Source organism: Parageobacillus thermoglucosidasius, from assembly GCF_001295365.1.
In the GTDB taxonomy this organism is placed as follows: Bacteria; Bacillota; Bacilli; order Bacillales; family Anoxybacillaceae; genus Parageobacillus; species Parageobacillus thermoglucosidasius.
Genome location: NZ_CP012712.1, coordinates 3,541,441 through 3,553,656 on the forward strand (window position 1 = coordinate 3,541,441; position 12,216 = coordinate 3,553,656).

17 protein-coding genes and 1 other annotated feature are annotated in these 12,216 nt (G+C 45.7%); all 17 genes read right to left on the reverse strand.

Going from position 1 to position 12,216, the window contains the following annotated elements:
• Positions 1-35 precede the first annotated feature (35 nt).
• Entirely contained in the window at positions 36-326 is a 291-nt protein-coding gene (gene rpmA, locus AOT13_RS17495) for a 50S ribosomal protein L27 (protein WP_013400318.1), read from the reverse strand.
• A 16-nt stretch (positions 327-342) separates the two neighbouring features.
• Positions 343-675, reverse strand: a complete 333-nt coding sequence (locus AOT13_RS17500; RefSeq protein ID WP_003248894.1) for a ribosomal-processing cysteine protease Prp — start codon at positions 673-675, stop codon at positions 343-345.
• A gap of 11 nt (positions 676-686) precedes the next feature.
• Positions 687-995, reverse strand: coding sequence for a 50S ribosomal protein L21 (gene rplU, locus AOT13_RS17505; protein WP_003248892.1), 309 nt, complete (start codon positions 993-995; stop codon positions 687-689).
• 15 nt (positions 996-1,010) lie between these two features.
• Positions 1,011-1,091, reverse strand: a sequence feature (ribosomal protein L21 leader region).
• 113 nt (positions 1,092-1,204) lie between these two features.
• Positions 1,205-2,068, reverse strand: coding sequence for a M50 family metallopeptidase (locus tag AOT13_RS17510; RefSeq protein WP_042383436.1), 864 nt, complete (start codon positions 2,066-2,068; stop codon positions 1,205-1,207).
• Positions 2,061-2,831 carry a M23 family metallopeptidase gene (locus AOT13_RS17515; RefSeq protein ID WP_003248888.1) on the reverse strand — a complete coding sequence of 257 codons (771 nt, stop codon included), beginning with the start codon at positions 2,829-2,831 and terminating at the stop codon, positions 2,061-2,063. Before AOT13_RS17515 ends, AOT13_RS17510 begins: the two co-directional genes overlap by 8 nt.
• A 104-nt stretch (positions 2,832-2,935) precedes the next feature.
• Positions 2,936-3,739, reverse strand: a complete 804-nt coding sequence (gene minD / locus AOT13_RS17520) for a septum site-determining protein MinD (RefSeq protein WP_003248887.1) — start codon at positions 3,737-3,739, stop codon at positions 2,936-2,938.
• 2 nt (positions 3,740-3,741) lie between these two features.
• Positions 3,742-4,464: a septum site-determining protein MinC gene (minC, locus tag AOT13_RS17525; RefSeq protein WP_003248886.1), complete on the reverse strand. Its 723-nt coding sequence runs from the start codon at positions 4,462-4,464 to the stop codon at positions 3,742-3,744.
• 7 nt (positions 4,465-4,471) lie between these two features.
• Complete coding sequence (mreD, locus tag AOT13_RS17530; protein ID WP_013400316.1) at positions 4,472-4,990, reverse strand: rod shape-determining protein MreD; 519 nt, start codon at positions 4,988-4,990, stop codon at positions 4,472-4,474.
• Positions 4,987-5,850 carry a rod shape-determining protein MreC gene (mreC, locus tag AOT13_RS17535; RefSeq protein ID WP_003248884.1) on the reverse strand — a complete coding sequence of 288 codons (864 nt, stop codon included), beginning with the start codon at positions 5,848-5,850 and terminating at the stop codon, positions 4,987-4,989. Before mreC ends, mreD begins: the two co-directional genes overlap by 4 nt.
• Before the next feature lie 21 nt (positions 5,851-5,871).
• Entirely contained in the window at positions 5,872-6,894 is a 1,023-nt protein-coding gene (locus AOT13_RS17540; protein WP_003248883.1) for a rod shape-determining protein, read from the reverse strand.
• A 161-nt stretch (positions 6,895-7,055) separates the two neighbouring features.
• Positions 7,056-7,736, reverse strand: coding sequence for a RadC family protein (radC, locus tag AOT13_RS17545; protein WP_003248882.1), 681 nt, complete (start codon positions 7,734-7,736; stop codon positions 7,056-7,058).
• Between the two features lie 48 nt (positions 7,737-7,784).
• Complete coding sequence (locus AOT13_RS17550) at positions 7,785-8,345, reverse strand: Maf family protein (protein ID WP_013400315.1); 561 nt, start codon at positions 8,343-8,345, stop codon at positions 7,785-7,787.
• A gap of 114 nt (positions 8,346-8,459) precedes the next feature.
• Positions 8,460-9,389: a hypothetical protein gene (locus AOT13_RS17555; protein ID WP_042383434.1), complete on the reverse strand. Its 930-nt coding sequence runs from the start codon at positions 9,387-9,389 to the stop codon at positions 8,460-8,462.
• Between the two features lie 105 nt (positions 9,390-9,494).
• On the reverse strand, positions 9,495-9,956 hold the full coding sequence (locus AOT13_RS17560) for a type II secretion system protein (protein WP_013876523.1): 462 nt from the start codon (positions 9,954-9,956) through the stop codon (positions 9,495-9,497).
• Positions 9,957-9,975: 19 nt separating this feature from the next.
• Positions 9,976-10,686 carry a type 4a pilus biogenesis protein PilO gene (gene pilO / locus AOT13_RS17565; RefSeq protein WP_013876522.1) on the reverse strand — a complete coding sequence of 237 codons (711 nt, stop codon included), beginning with the start codon at positions 10,684-10,686 and terminating at the stop codon, positions 9,976-9,978.
• Positions 10,683-11,282 (reverse strand): fimbrial protein, encoded by a 600-nt coding sequence (locus AOT13_RS17570; protein WP_232511541.1) that lies wholly within the window; start codon positions 11,280-11,282, stop codon positions 10,683-10,685. Before AOT13_RS17570 ends, pilO begins: the two co-directional genes overlap by 4 nt.
• Entirely contained in the window at positions 11,269-12,216 is a 948-nt protein-coding gene (pilM, locus tag AOT13_RS17575) for a type IV pilus biogenesis protein PilM (protein WP_042383431.1), read from the reverse strand. The genes AOT13_RS17570 and pilM overlap by 14 nt, the downstream gene beginning before the upstream one ends.

A 12,216-nucleotide genomic window follows, 5' to 3' on the forward strand; every position in this document is an offset into this window, starting at 1 on the left:
TCTAACCTGCTTGGTTAGAGTTTTCTTTAAGCGGTTTACGCTTCTTTGCTGACAGGGTATACGCTCACTTTTTTGCGGTTGCGTCCTAACCGTTCGAAACGAACGATGCCGTCGATTTTCGCATAAAGCGTGTCATCGCCGCCGCGGCCAACGTTCAATCCCGGATGGACTTTCGTACCGCGTTGACGGTAAAGAATCGAGCCGCCAGTAACAAATTGGCCATCAGCGCGTTTTGCGCCAAGACGCTTCGCGATGGAGTCGCGTCCGTTCTTTGTCGAGCCTACCCCTTTTTTCGATGCGAAGAATTGGAGATCAAGTCTTAGCATATTGCGTCACCTCCCGTTACCGTTGAATCACGCGAATATATTCTCCATAATCGCGTTCAATCGTTTGTAAAGAAACGAGCATCGCTTCAAGGAGGAGCTGGACTTTCTCTGCCGTCGCTTCGTCGTCAATGGGAGGAAGCTCGCAGCGGAGATAGCCGCCGTTTTCCCCTTGCGTAATATACGGTTGAACGTTTGTTAGCGCCATGATCGAATTGACGGCGCCAAACGAAACCGCCGATGCTCCAGCACAAACGATGTCTTGCCCATGCTGAGCAAAATTTGCGTGCCCTTTCATCGTAAACGCGCGAATTTTCCCGTCTTTTGTGCGCTCAATTTCAACATGAATCATCGCGAATGCCTTTATGCATTAATTTTTTCAATCACGACTTTTGTGTAAGGCTGACGGTGACCTTGTTTGCGACGGTAGTTCTTTTTCGGCTTATATTTGAAAACAATAATTTTCTTTTGACGGCCGTGTTTTTGCACTTTCGCCGTTACCGTTGCCCCTTCTACCGTAGGGTTGCCGATTTTAACTGTTTCGCCGCCAACAAACAACACTTTGTCAAACGTTACCGTCTCACCTTCAGCGGCATCAATTTTTTCGATGTAAATTTCTTGTCCTTCTTCCACTTTAATTTGTTTACCGCCAGTTTCGATAATTGCGTACATGAATCGCACCTCCTCATATAGACTCAGACTCGCCAGCGACAAGGCGGTCCGCCTCGCGAACGCTTGAAAACCCGCGCTGAGCGGTTGTAGTACGGGTGCTGTAACGTAATGCGCTGCACCGCTTTTTGCCCGCTTATGCAAACGGCACAAAAATTCTACAACGTAAAAAATATTATCATAACGAAAAGAAAAATGTCAATATGTTTTCCTTACACGTAAATAAGCCGGCTTAACGGAATGTCTGTCTGCTTTTCAGCAAAAAAAGCATGCAAAATTTCATTCTCGTCCAATGTTACACGTTCATTATTATCTCTCATTATAACGATCGAATGTTTTTGACCGCGGTAAAATTTTAGCAACACGTGTGAAATTCGTTCCTCTTCGAAAGCAGCAATCGTTCGCAATTTCGTATAATCGCTCCGTTTTCCGTAATAACGTTCCAATAAAAAGCGCATGACAACATAATGGCGATGTTTCCACTCTTTCCATAGCGATGTGGTAAGAAACATGGCGATCGCCCATAAATCAATCTGTTTTGGCTGGATGGACAAAACGGCAATGGCAAAAAAAGCGAGTATGGCCATGGACAATGCGATTGTTTTTTGATGCGCCTCGCTGAACGGAAAATAATAAGTAAAAAAAAGAAACAGCAGCTTTCCGCCATCCAATGGCCAAATCGGCAATAAGTTGATTGCGAGAATCGCGATATTGTAATGCAAAAATAAATCCCATCCTTCGTTTGTCATAACCCCCGTCTTCCATAAAAAAAACGCAATCGCCATCAACCAAAGGTGTTGCGCTGGTCCAGCAAGCGTTACAATCAGCTCTTCGCGAAACGGCCGGTTTCCGTGTTCCTCCACTTCCGCCACTCCGCCAAACGGCAAAAGCAAAATCCGCTTCACACGCCATGAAAAAAAAGCGGCGGCAACAGCATGCCCAAGCTCATGAATCAACACAATAAAAAATAAAAGAAACAGCTGCTTAAAATGAGCGGTCAGCACCGCAATGCCGCCAAACAGCCATAACAGCGGATGGATGTGAATGTTGCCAAACAATCGGATATACTTATTCAAAGGAGATCACCTGAATCGGATCAATAAAATGATCCCCTTGTTTAATGGCAAAATAAAACACCGCCTTTGCTTGGTCATGGCTGCTTGTCATCGCTGTTCCCACTTCTTTGCCTGTCTCCACAAAATCGTACAGTTTCACGGCAATCGATCCTAAGTTGCCATACCATGACTCGCTTCCATCGGCATGCTGGATGATCACGGTTTTCCCAAACTTCTCTTTTGTGCCGGCAAAGATAACGATTCCTTCATTTACTGCTTCCACCTTCGCGTTACTGGCTGTTTCTACCATCACGCCTTGCCCGTTTTTCTGAAAACTTTCGAGGACGCGGCCTGATGCAGGAACGGCATATTGCTTTGGCGCTGTTTTTAGTTCGTTTTCCGTCTTTGTGGAAAGGAACGCCAGCGGCTCGCCAAACTGCTTTTCGTACCATTGGGAAACCGCCGCAAATTGAAATTCTTTCTCCATTGTCTCTTTCACAAATTGGCGTGCCGGTTCTAGCGAGCCGGATGGATTTTTAAACAAAATAGCTGTTATTAACACAAGGCAGGCGGATAAGAGCATTTTTAAAATGAACGCTTCTTTGCGAAATAATGGATGCTTCTCTTCAAACGTATAGTGGTCATAGGTCACTACTGGCTGGCCGTACCGCTGTTCATCGGTGACCGCCCACAACTCCTGTTGTTGCGGCGTCCCATAACGGTGCCGCCTTTCTTTTCTCCGCTTTTCCACGCGCTTGCGGATGTCGCGGGCACGTCGCTTCATTTTATTCCTCACCATCCCTCCCGGCATTGTTTGTACTAGTTTATTAGACAACCTTGGAAGATATGATTAAATAAAAAATTCCCTGCCATTTTCATCAGCAGGGATTAACGGACACCAAACAATTTTTTTATTTTCGAGAAAATTCCCTTTTGCTCATCTTCCAGCGGCTGCAGCGGGACAGACTCTCCGAGAATCCTCCGTGCGATATTGCGGTACGCGATCGACGCCTTGCTGCTTGGGTCCAGAACGATCGGTTCGCCTTTATTGGAAGATTTGATGACGTTTTCATCATCGGCAATGACCCCTAACAAATCAATCGATAAGTGCATGACGATTTCGTCGACGTCAAGCATATCGCCGTTTTTCACCATATGGCTGCGGATGCGGTTAATGATCAGGCGCGGCGGTTTTATATGTTCCTCGTTTTCAAGCAACCCGATAATCCGATCGGCATCGCGCACTGCCGATACTTCCGGCGTTGTTACAACAATCGCCTCATCCGCCCCCGCCACGGCGTTCCGGTAACCTTGCTCAATGCCTGCCGGGCAGTCGATTAACACATAATCATAATCTTGCTTTAACTCGTCGACCAGCTGTTTCATCTGTTCCGGACTGACCGCCGATTTATCGCTTGTTTGCGCGGCAGGCAGCAAATAAAGGTGATCATCAAACCGTTTATCTTTAACGAGCGCTTTTTGCACGGTACAGCGCCCTTCCACAACGTCAACCAGGTCATAAATAATGCGGTTTTCCAACCCCATCACCACATCGAGGTTGCGCAAGCCGATATCTGTGTCAACAAGGCACACCCGCTTTCCAAGGATCGCGAGCGCTGTTCCGATATTTGCCGTTGTCGTCGTCTTTCCGACGCCGCCTTTTCCTGATGTAATGACGATCGCTTCTCCCACCGTTACACTCCCCTTTCTAACCGCGTCAAATTCGGCCGCAGCTGCGCCAGCAGCTGCAAACGATCGACAACAATTTGGTTATGCTCATCGATATACGCGCATTCCATTTCATTCCGCTCATCCGTTTTATAATCGGGAGCCCGGTTCATCACATCGCCAATTCGCAGCTGTGTCGGCTTCATAATCGATGCGGCAATGACCGCTTCTTTATTTCCGTAATACCCGGCATGGGCAATTCCGCGCAACGCTCCGAGAATAAAAATATTTCCGCCGGCAATAACGATCCCCCCCGGATTGACATCTCCGATTAATAAAAGATCTCCTTGCACACGCAGCACCTGACCTGAACGAACGATTTTGGAAACCGACACAATTTCCGTTTTCCTCTTCCACTCCAGCGCTTCTTCCTTTGTCATAACATTGCTTTCAATCGATTCAACGACTAAATTTTTTTTGCGGCGAATTAATGTGCGCAATTCTTCTTCTTGCTCCGGAGTCAAATAGCGATTGCCAACTTTGAGATGAACGGAAACGAGCGGACCGTCCGATTCCGCTTTTTCGCTTGCCGTTAATTTTTCTTCGAGTTCTTTTAACAGATCATCATAGGAACATGTATCATCGAGATGCAACGTCAGCCCATCTTTCGTTCCCTTCATCGTTACATACGGTTGTTTTTGTTTCGCCACAACGTTCACCTCAACGAATAATTCTACAAAAACGTCCATTTTCCTTTTAATCTTCCTGTTCCAACCGCTTGATTTTTACCAATTGCTGCTTCAACGGATATGAAAGCAAAACAAGAAACACCACATTCAGCAACAGCGTCGGCGATAATCTTTGCAGACAAAACATTTGAAAAGGCATATTGGTTCTTCCTATGAGCAGTTGAATTCCATATACATATAATTCGAGAACGGCGATCGAAAAGAGACTAAGAAAACAAGAAATTAACCAATGTTGATGGAGCACTTTCATCGCTTTCGCCGCGATGTAAGCGATGAAAGGAAACGAAAATGAATACACACCAAGCAATTCCGTGTAGGTGCAATCATAAAGCACGCCAAAAATCAGCCCGTAAACCATCGCGCGCGTTTGCCCTATATAAATAGCAGCAAAAACAATAAAAATAAGGAAAAAGCGCGGCACAAAAAAATAATCGATATATACATGATTTTTTGGCCACACATCGACAAAAATGCTTTCACTCACAAAACAAACAACGGCAAGGAAAGGAAGCGCCCACTTTTTCACTTTGCTTCCTCCCTTTCCTCAAGCGTTTCATCAATTTTTCTTTTCACAATGATCACGTCATCAATGTCATAAAAATTTGCCAATGGTTTTACGTAAACCATTTTTGTCAGCCCGTATTGATCTGGCACGACCTCCATCACTTCACCGATAGGAAGATCTTTTGGGAAAACGCCGCCAAGACCAGAGGTTAACACTTTTTGCTTTTTCTCGATTTTCGCGTCAAAAGGAATCCGTTTTAACAACAGCGCTCTTCGTTTTTCATCATATCCTTCGATTAATCCAAAAATATTTTCGTTTCCTTGCACATAAGCGGAAATCCGGTTTTTTTGATCAAGCGCGCTCAACAATTGAACAGTGGAAGTAAATTGCGAGGCGTGCTGCACTTTTCCGACTAACCCTTCTGGCGTAATCACGGCCATATCTTTCTTGACGCCGTGCTGCTCCCCTCTATTGACGATAATTGTTTCCTGCCAGCGGTCTGGGTTTCTTCCAATAACAGTAGCCTGAATTGGAATAAAATCACGCAAGCTTTCTTTTTTATTTAAAAGAGCGCGAAGCCGTTCATTTTCCTTTTTTAATGCCTGCACTTGCGTTTCCAGCGCCACATACTCTTCGAGACGCGCTTTTAACAGCTTGTTTTCTTTATATGTATTTCTTATATCATTCACATTCTCAAAGAAGCCCGCAACGAGCTGTGCGGGCTTATGAAAAATAAGCTGGACAAAACCGGTTGTATCTTTTAAAAACTGCTCCGGCCATGTGAGTTCGCGATCTTTTAAGGAAAAACCAATCAATGCCACGAGGATAATAATGCTGACGAGCAATAAAATGAGACGTTTGTTTAAAAAGAACTGTGGCATGATGTTGACACCCTCTTACTATCAGCGATGGTCTCTCGCTTTGTTTTTAAATAAATCGATATGATCAAGCGCCTTTCCTGTTCCGATCGCTACACAATCGAGCGGATTTTCCGCAACAATGACAGGCATATCCGTTTCTTTGCTGATGACTTTATCCAGGTTGCGCAGCAGCGCGCCGCCGCCTGTAAGCACGATGCCGCGGTCCATAATATCTGCGGCTAATTCTGGCGGTGTCTTTTCCAACGTATTTTTCACGGACTCGACAATCGCATAAACCGTATCATGCAGCGCTTCCGCGATTTCCTCCGCACTAATTTCGATCGTTTTCGGAAGCCCTGTCAGTAAATCGCGTCCGCGGATTTCCATTTTCCCAATGCCTTCCGGATTTCCTGCCGATCCGATTTCCATTTTAATCGCTTCCGCTGTCCGTTCCCCGATCATTAAATTATACGTTTTGCGGATATATTGAATAATGGCCTCGTCCATCTCATCGCCAGCGATGCGGATCGACTGGCTTGTGACGATGCCTCCAAGAGAAATAACCGCCACTTCCGTCGTCCCGCCGCCGATGTCAACGACCATGCTTCCCGTCGGCTCCCATACAGGAAGATTCGCGCCAATCGCCGCCGCAAACGGTTCTTCAATCGTATAAGCGTCGCGCGCTCCCGCCTGCCGCGTCGCATCGATGACCGCGCGCTCTTCCACAGCGGTGATCCCATACGGCACACATACCATCACGTACGGCTTTCCCGCAAAAAATCCTTTATTTTTTGTCGCTTGTCTGATGTAATATTTCATCATCGTCGCCGTTGTCTCATAGTCGGCGATTACCCCGTCTTTCATCGGACGAAGGGCAACGACATTTCCAGGAGTCCGGCCAATCATATTTTTCGCCTCGTTGCCGACTGCGACAATTTGTTTTGTATCTTTTTGCAGCGCAACAACAGATGGTTCTCTGACAACAATTCCTTTTCCTTTGACATACACGAGCGTATTTGCAGTCCCTAAATCGATGCCAAGGTCTCTTGTTCCAAATCCAAACATAATCTATATCTTCCTTTCTGAAACGAAATGCTTTTATAAGAATCCGCTTAATTTGTCGATTTAACATATATGTTTGTTTCAGAGCTTTGTACGACACCGCCCAAAACAGGATAAAAACTCATAATTTTTATTATAACTGATTCGACAAAAAATGAGAACTACTACATGTACCCTTTTTCTTTCAAACTGACAAATTTTTGATCGCCAATGATGAGATGGTCCAATAATTCGATGCCAATAATGCGGCCGCATTCGGCCAGACGTTTCGTCACATCAATATCTTCTCGGCTTGGAGTTGGGTCGCCAGAGGGATGATTGTGCGCGCAAATAATTGAGGCAGCGGAGCGCTTAATCGCTTCTTTGAACACTTCGCGCGGATGAACGATGGAGGCGTTTAAGCTGCCGATAAATATCGTTTTTCGGTAAATCACTTGATTTTTTGTATTTAAATAAATGGCGACAAAATGCTCCTGCGACAAAAAGCGCATATCTTCCATGACATATTTCGCGCCATCTTCAGGAGAACGGATCACGTAGCGGTCATTGTTGACAAGGCGGTGGATTCGCCGGCCGAGTTCGATTGCCGCTAAAATTTGCACCGCCTTCGTCGTCCCGATTCCTTTTATGCTTGTTATTTCTTCAATCGAAGCGTCTTTTAGAAGGCGAAGCCCTTCAAAATGCTGGAGCAAGCGATGGGCAAGCTGCAATACCGATTCTTCTTTTGTTCCTGTCCGAAGCAAAATGGCGAGCAGCTCATGGTCAGCCAAGCTTTCCGGGCCGGCAGAAAGAAGCCGCTCACGAGGGCGGTCATCTTTTGGCACATCGCGAATCATCAATGTCATCGTATTTTATCTTCACTCCTTTTTTTCTTTTCATCAATAAAAAAAAAATTACCAGCCGAGGCGCTTCAGCTCGCGCACGGTCCGCGACAACGGCAGCCCGACAACAGTGAAATAGTCTCCTTCAATGCGTTTGACAAATAAAGCGGCGCGCCCTTGAATGCCGTATGCTCCCGCTTTGTCCATCGGCTCTCCTGTCGCAATGTAATCGGAAATTTCTTCTTCCGTTAAATCCCAAAACATTACTTTCGTTTTTTCTACAAACAATGATTGGCCGTTTGGGGAAAGAATCGCCACTCCCGTCAGCACCTCATGCGCCTCGCCTGACAGCATGCGCAGCATCGCCGCTGCTTCTTCTTTTGTTTTTGGCTTGCCTAAAATGTTGTTTTGGTAAACGACGACAGTATCCGCCCCGATGACGTATGCATGAGGATAACAATCAGCAGCAGCTTTCGCCTTGCGATAAGCAAGCAGCTGCACGGCTTGCTCCGGGGATGCATCTTCGTGAATTTGTTCATCAATGTGGCTAGCGAGGATTTGAAAGCGGAGGTTAGCTAATTCAAGCAGCTGTTTTCGGCGCGGGGAACTCGAAGCTAAAATCAATTGTTTCATCCACATCACCCTTTTGCATTCGTTTCAAAGCAGGAAGATACACATGTATCGTACCAAATTTTGCGGTTCAGCACAATTTGGTAAAGTCGAAAAATCCGAAAAAAAAGAAGCTCGCTAGCTTCGCAATGGGAAAACGGCAATATATGACTTCAGCGCCTCAAGCAATTCTTGCTGTGTTTTTTGCAACAGTTCCTCTTGTTGATTGGTTTTGTAAGCAATAAGCAGATTATACGCAGCTTTCATATGTGAAACGTACCGCTTTATATTATCGTCATTCGGAAGTGTTTGCGATATAAATTGTTTATAATCACTCTCTAATTTTTTCCATTCTTCTTTGTGAACATCTCCTTTTCCTAATAAAATGGCGGAAATGGCAGCCATTTCCCTGTATAGCGCTTCCCCTGCTTTTATTACTGGCTTGCGCTCCCTGTCCGTGCTGGCGAACGATAGAAATTTAATGTATGTACTATGCGTCTTCTGCTTATACCGTTCATTGATCGCCTGCAACTGTTGTTTGTCACTTCCGACGGCGATAAACAAAGCGACTGGTTTTTCGCCAACCGCCACAACAGGAATAGCGGAAGACTGGAGTTGCCGGGCATAGGCAGCCGCCGCTTCCCGATCTGTAAATACTCCCGCTTGAATCACGCTGACTGTGAAAGAAGAAGCCGCTGCTTCATTTGCAGATTCCGCCGCTTGCCCTGTCGGGTCTTTGGACTCCGCGGGAACCGGCAGCTCCGTTTCCAGCGTTTGCCCGGAATGCTCCTTCTCCTTTGGAATGACATTTAATACAATGAATCCAAAACTTGTGCCAATGATGACCGCCATCATGATTGAAAAAATTGCTGATTTGATCCGTGCGTTCAATGCGCCGATAATGGGCGAGCGCTTTTTCCGCTTTTTTTGCTGGAAAGAAGCGGACGGCCTTGGCTCCGCTTCCTTTTCGTTTTCCAATATGTTCGTTTCTATCGGCTTATCGGTAGTAAACGGCCGCTCTTTTCCGTTAATTTTCACCGTAATTTCTTGCCCATGCTTGTCCATCATGCCACCATCCTTCTCCTCATTTCCCGCCTATCTTATCATAAACAAAGAAAAAAAGAACAAGACATTTGTCGTCTTGTTCCCGGATTATTTCGGCAAATTCGGCTATTATCGGTCACGTATTTGCTGAACAGACAATGCTTCGACAGGAACTTCCGGCGATTGCTCGGAAAAGGTGCACAACTGTTTCGTTTCTCCTTTTAAACAAATAGAATAATGGAACGAGCCGTTTTCGTCTTTTTTAACAAGTACATATGATGGATTCGTTTCCAATGGCAGCACGTTTCCGGTAAACGGGTCTTTGATCGGATGAAGCATTCCTTCTTCCACAAGCTGTTTGTACGTTAGTTTTTCGGAAGAGCGGGATGGCAAAAATTCCACGTTTTCTGCCCCGACATAAAGGCGCGCCGCTTCGTAAAGCGCATAGGCATTAGAAACAAACGTTCTCTCTTTTGCTTTTTCGATGATATGAAGCACCGCAATAACAGCAATGGAAGCAACAATTCCTAAAATGACAAGCACCGCTAACAACTCCACTAGCGTCATTCCTCGGTTTGTACGCAGCAACATATAACCACTCCGCCATTCATTACCGCTGCTGCGATGACAGTTGCCCCCCAGGAACTATTTCTGTCAGCGGATTCCGCTTTTTGCTCGGCGGGGGAACGTCTATTTGCGGCAGCATATTCTGCAACTTTTCTAATTTCGGATAATAAAATGCGCTGACCGTTACCGAATACGTTAACGGATTTACTTCCGTAGCGACCGACGTCAATTCCGGATTTCCAGTAAAAGAGAGCGATTCAACCGATACAATGCGGTTCAAGTTTTCAAGCGTTTGCAAAAAGCGCTCCAGCTGATAGTATGACGGGGATTGCACCGTTAATTGCACCGTCACTTTTTTCAATCCGTCCGGCGGCGCGGAAGAAGATTGCTTTGTCTTTTCTTGCGGCTCTGCTGTTTCATTTTCCTCTTCATTAAAAGCCATGCTCGAAATCGTGCTGTCCGAAACTACTTCCGCCTTTTCCAAATCAAGCAACAGCTGTTCGGTCAGCGGCTTGACCGGTATCTTTTTTTGCAGTTCCACAACGCTTTCCGGCAAGCCCGACTTTTGTTTGGCAATTTCCGCTCTTGTAGCGGCCAATATTTTTTTTTCGTTTGCAACCCTGTTGTTTAACTCTTCAATTTCTTGGTAACGCGGATAAAGCAGATAAAAATAAAGGCCGATAATTGCAGCGCCAAGAACTGTAAGCATAAGAACAAAAACGAGAAGCTGCCGTCTTGAGAAACGTGCTATCATGATGGTTTCTCCTTTTCCTCTAACGCTTGTTTGCGAATATGCATTTCATATTGCGCGAGATAACGCGGTACTACTTGCTCTCCAGCTGTCCTTTGTTCATCGTTTTTTTCGTTAACATTCACAGCAGAAAGGCTTTTCAGCTGCACATCGGCAATAAATTTTGCGTCCGACAGCCGTTTTAAATAATAGGCCGCCTGCTCGCTTGTGTCAAATTGAACGGAAACCGTTACCGTTCCATCCTCCGCATAGGAAAAGTTCATGATAAATCCGCGCTCTGGCAGCAATGCCGTCATGTTGCGCAAAAGCGGCACCATTTTGAGCGGATAATCTTTCGCCCATTGCACAGTTTTGTCTAATTCCTCGATTTCCTTAACAGATTGCATGTCCGCAAGCTTTTGCTGCTCGATCGCTTGAAGCGCCTGTGTCTGCTTCAGCTCTTTTTCCAGCGAGTCGATTTGCGTCTCCGCTCTGTCGATAAGAACGTAAAAAACAGCCGCAGCAATCGCTGCCATCGCGGTGACAATCACTGTGCTTAACAGAAAGACAACATTTTTCGGCTCTTTTTTTGGCAATAAATTAATGTCAACGAACATCATCATTTCCCTCTTTTAGCCCAAGTCCCCATGCAAGATGATAGCGCGCGTCCACCGCGCCCGCCATCGCGGCCGCAAGCCGTTCTACAGGAACATCCAGCCGTTCTTGCAGCGCTTGATAAACATGGGACAAATGCGGATGATCCCCTATCAGAAACACGCGGGTAATTTGCTGTGTTCCTTGATGAATGGAAAAGGAATAGAAGCTCATCATCCGTTCCATTTCTTTATAAACATCTTCAAACGGATCAACGAGTTGCTGCTCTTCCTCCAGCTTTATTTGTTCATACTGCTCCAGCGAAAGATGGCGCATAAAAACAGGCTTATGTTCGTCAAACGCGCTAACATTGACAGATGATTGATCAAACTGAATAAGCAAAATATGATCGTCTTTCTTCACTTGATCCGCCATATAAAAAAGGCGGTATGCGCATAGCGGAGAAACATCGGCAGCGATCGGGCGGAGTTTAACAGCTTCCAGCAGCTGCACATAGCTTAACACCGAATCTTCCGGAGCAGCAAACAATAACACAACGGTCGCTTCCTGCGTTTTTTCCAAAACAACGTAATCAAACACCGGGGTATCAAACGGCAACGGAATCGTTGTTCCCAATTCCATAAACAAATAACCGCGAATTTCCTCTTCTTCTAAATCGGCAGGAAGCGGAAGCCGGCGGATAATCACGAAAGGATCTGGCACAATGAAACGGACGCGGCGTTTCTTTAATTTCCATTCATCAACACATTCTTCTAAAATCATTCCCAACGTTTCGCGGTCCATGATTTTTCCGTCGTGAATCATTCCTTTTGGAAGCTGGCGCTCTCCCCATTTGTGAACGGATAATGGGTCGTTTGCCTTTGTCTCAACATAGCGAATGACATGGTCTTTGATAACTAGATTGGCAACTTTATGCCTTGGCTGAAACAATGTTAACAT

Excerpts from the sequence above, each read along its gene's own strand:
- AOT13_RS17500 (WP_003248894.1), bottom strand. The coding sequence starts at position 675 with ATGATTCATGTTGAAATTGAGCGCACAAAAGACGGGAAAATTCGCGCG.
- radC (WP_003248882.1), bottom strand. The coding sequence starts at position 7,736 with ATGACATTGATGATTCGCGATGTGCCAAAAGATGACCGCCCTCGTGAG.
- rplU (WP_003248892.1), bottom strand. The coding sequence starts at position 995 with ATGTACGCAATTATCGAAACTGGCGGTAAACAAATTAAAGTGGAAGAA.
- mreC (WP_003248884.1), bottom strand. The coding sequence starts at position 5,850 with ATGCCACAGTTCTTTTTAAACAAACGTCTCATTTTATTGCTCGTCAGC.
- rpmA (WP_013400318.1), bottom strand. The coding sequence starts at position 326 with ATGCTAAGACTTGATCTCCAATTCTTCGCATCGAAAAAAGGGGTAGGC.
- AOT13_RS17550 (WP_013400315.1), bottom strand. The coding sequence starts at position 8,345 with ATGAAACAATTGATTTTAGCTTCGAGTTCCCCGCGCCGAAAACAGCTG.
- pilM (WP_042383431.1), bottom strand. The coding sequence starts at position 12,216 with ATGTTAACATTGTTTCAGCCAAGGCATAAAGTTGCCAATCTAGTTATC.
- AOT13_RS17560 (WP_013876523.1), bottom strand. The coding sequence starts at position 9,956 with ATGTTGCTGCGTACAAACCGAGGAATGACGCTAGTGGAGTTGTTAGCG.
- AOT13_RS17570 (WP_232511541.1), bottom strand. The coding sequence starts at position 11,282 with ATGATGTTCGTTGACATTAATTTATTGCCAAAAAAAGAGCCGAAAAAT.
- AOT13_RS17555 (WP_042383434.1), bottom strand. The coding sequence starts at position 9,389 with ATGATGGACAAGCATGGGCAAGAAATTACGGTGAAAATTAACGGAAAA.
- AOT13_RS17515 (WP_003248888.1), bottom strand. The coding sequence starts at position 2,831 with ATGAAGCGACGTGCCCGCGACATCCGCAAGCGCGTGGAAAAGCGGAGA.
- minC (WP_003248886.1), bottom strand. The coding sequence starts at position 4,464 with ATGGACGTTTTTGTAGAATTATTCGTTGAGGTGAACGTTGTGGCGAAA.
- AOT13_RS17540 (WP_003248883.1), bottom strand. The coding sequence starts at position 6,894 with ATGTTTGGATTTGGAACAAGAGACCTTGGCATCGATTTAGGGACTGCA.
- pilO (WP_013876522.1), bottom strand. The coding sequence starts at position 10,686 with ATGATAGCACGTTTCTCAAGACGGCAGCTTCTCGTTTTTGTTCTTATG.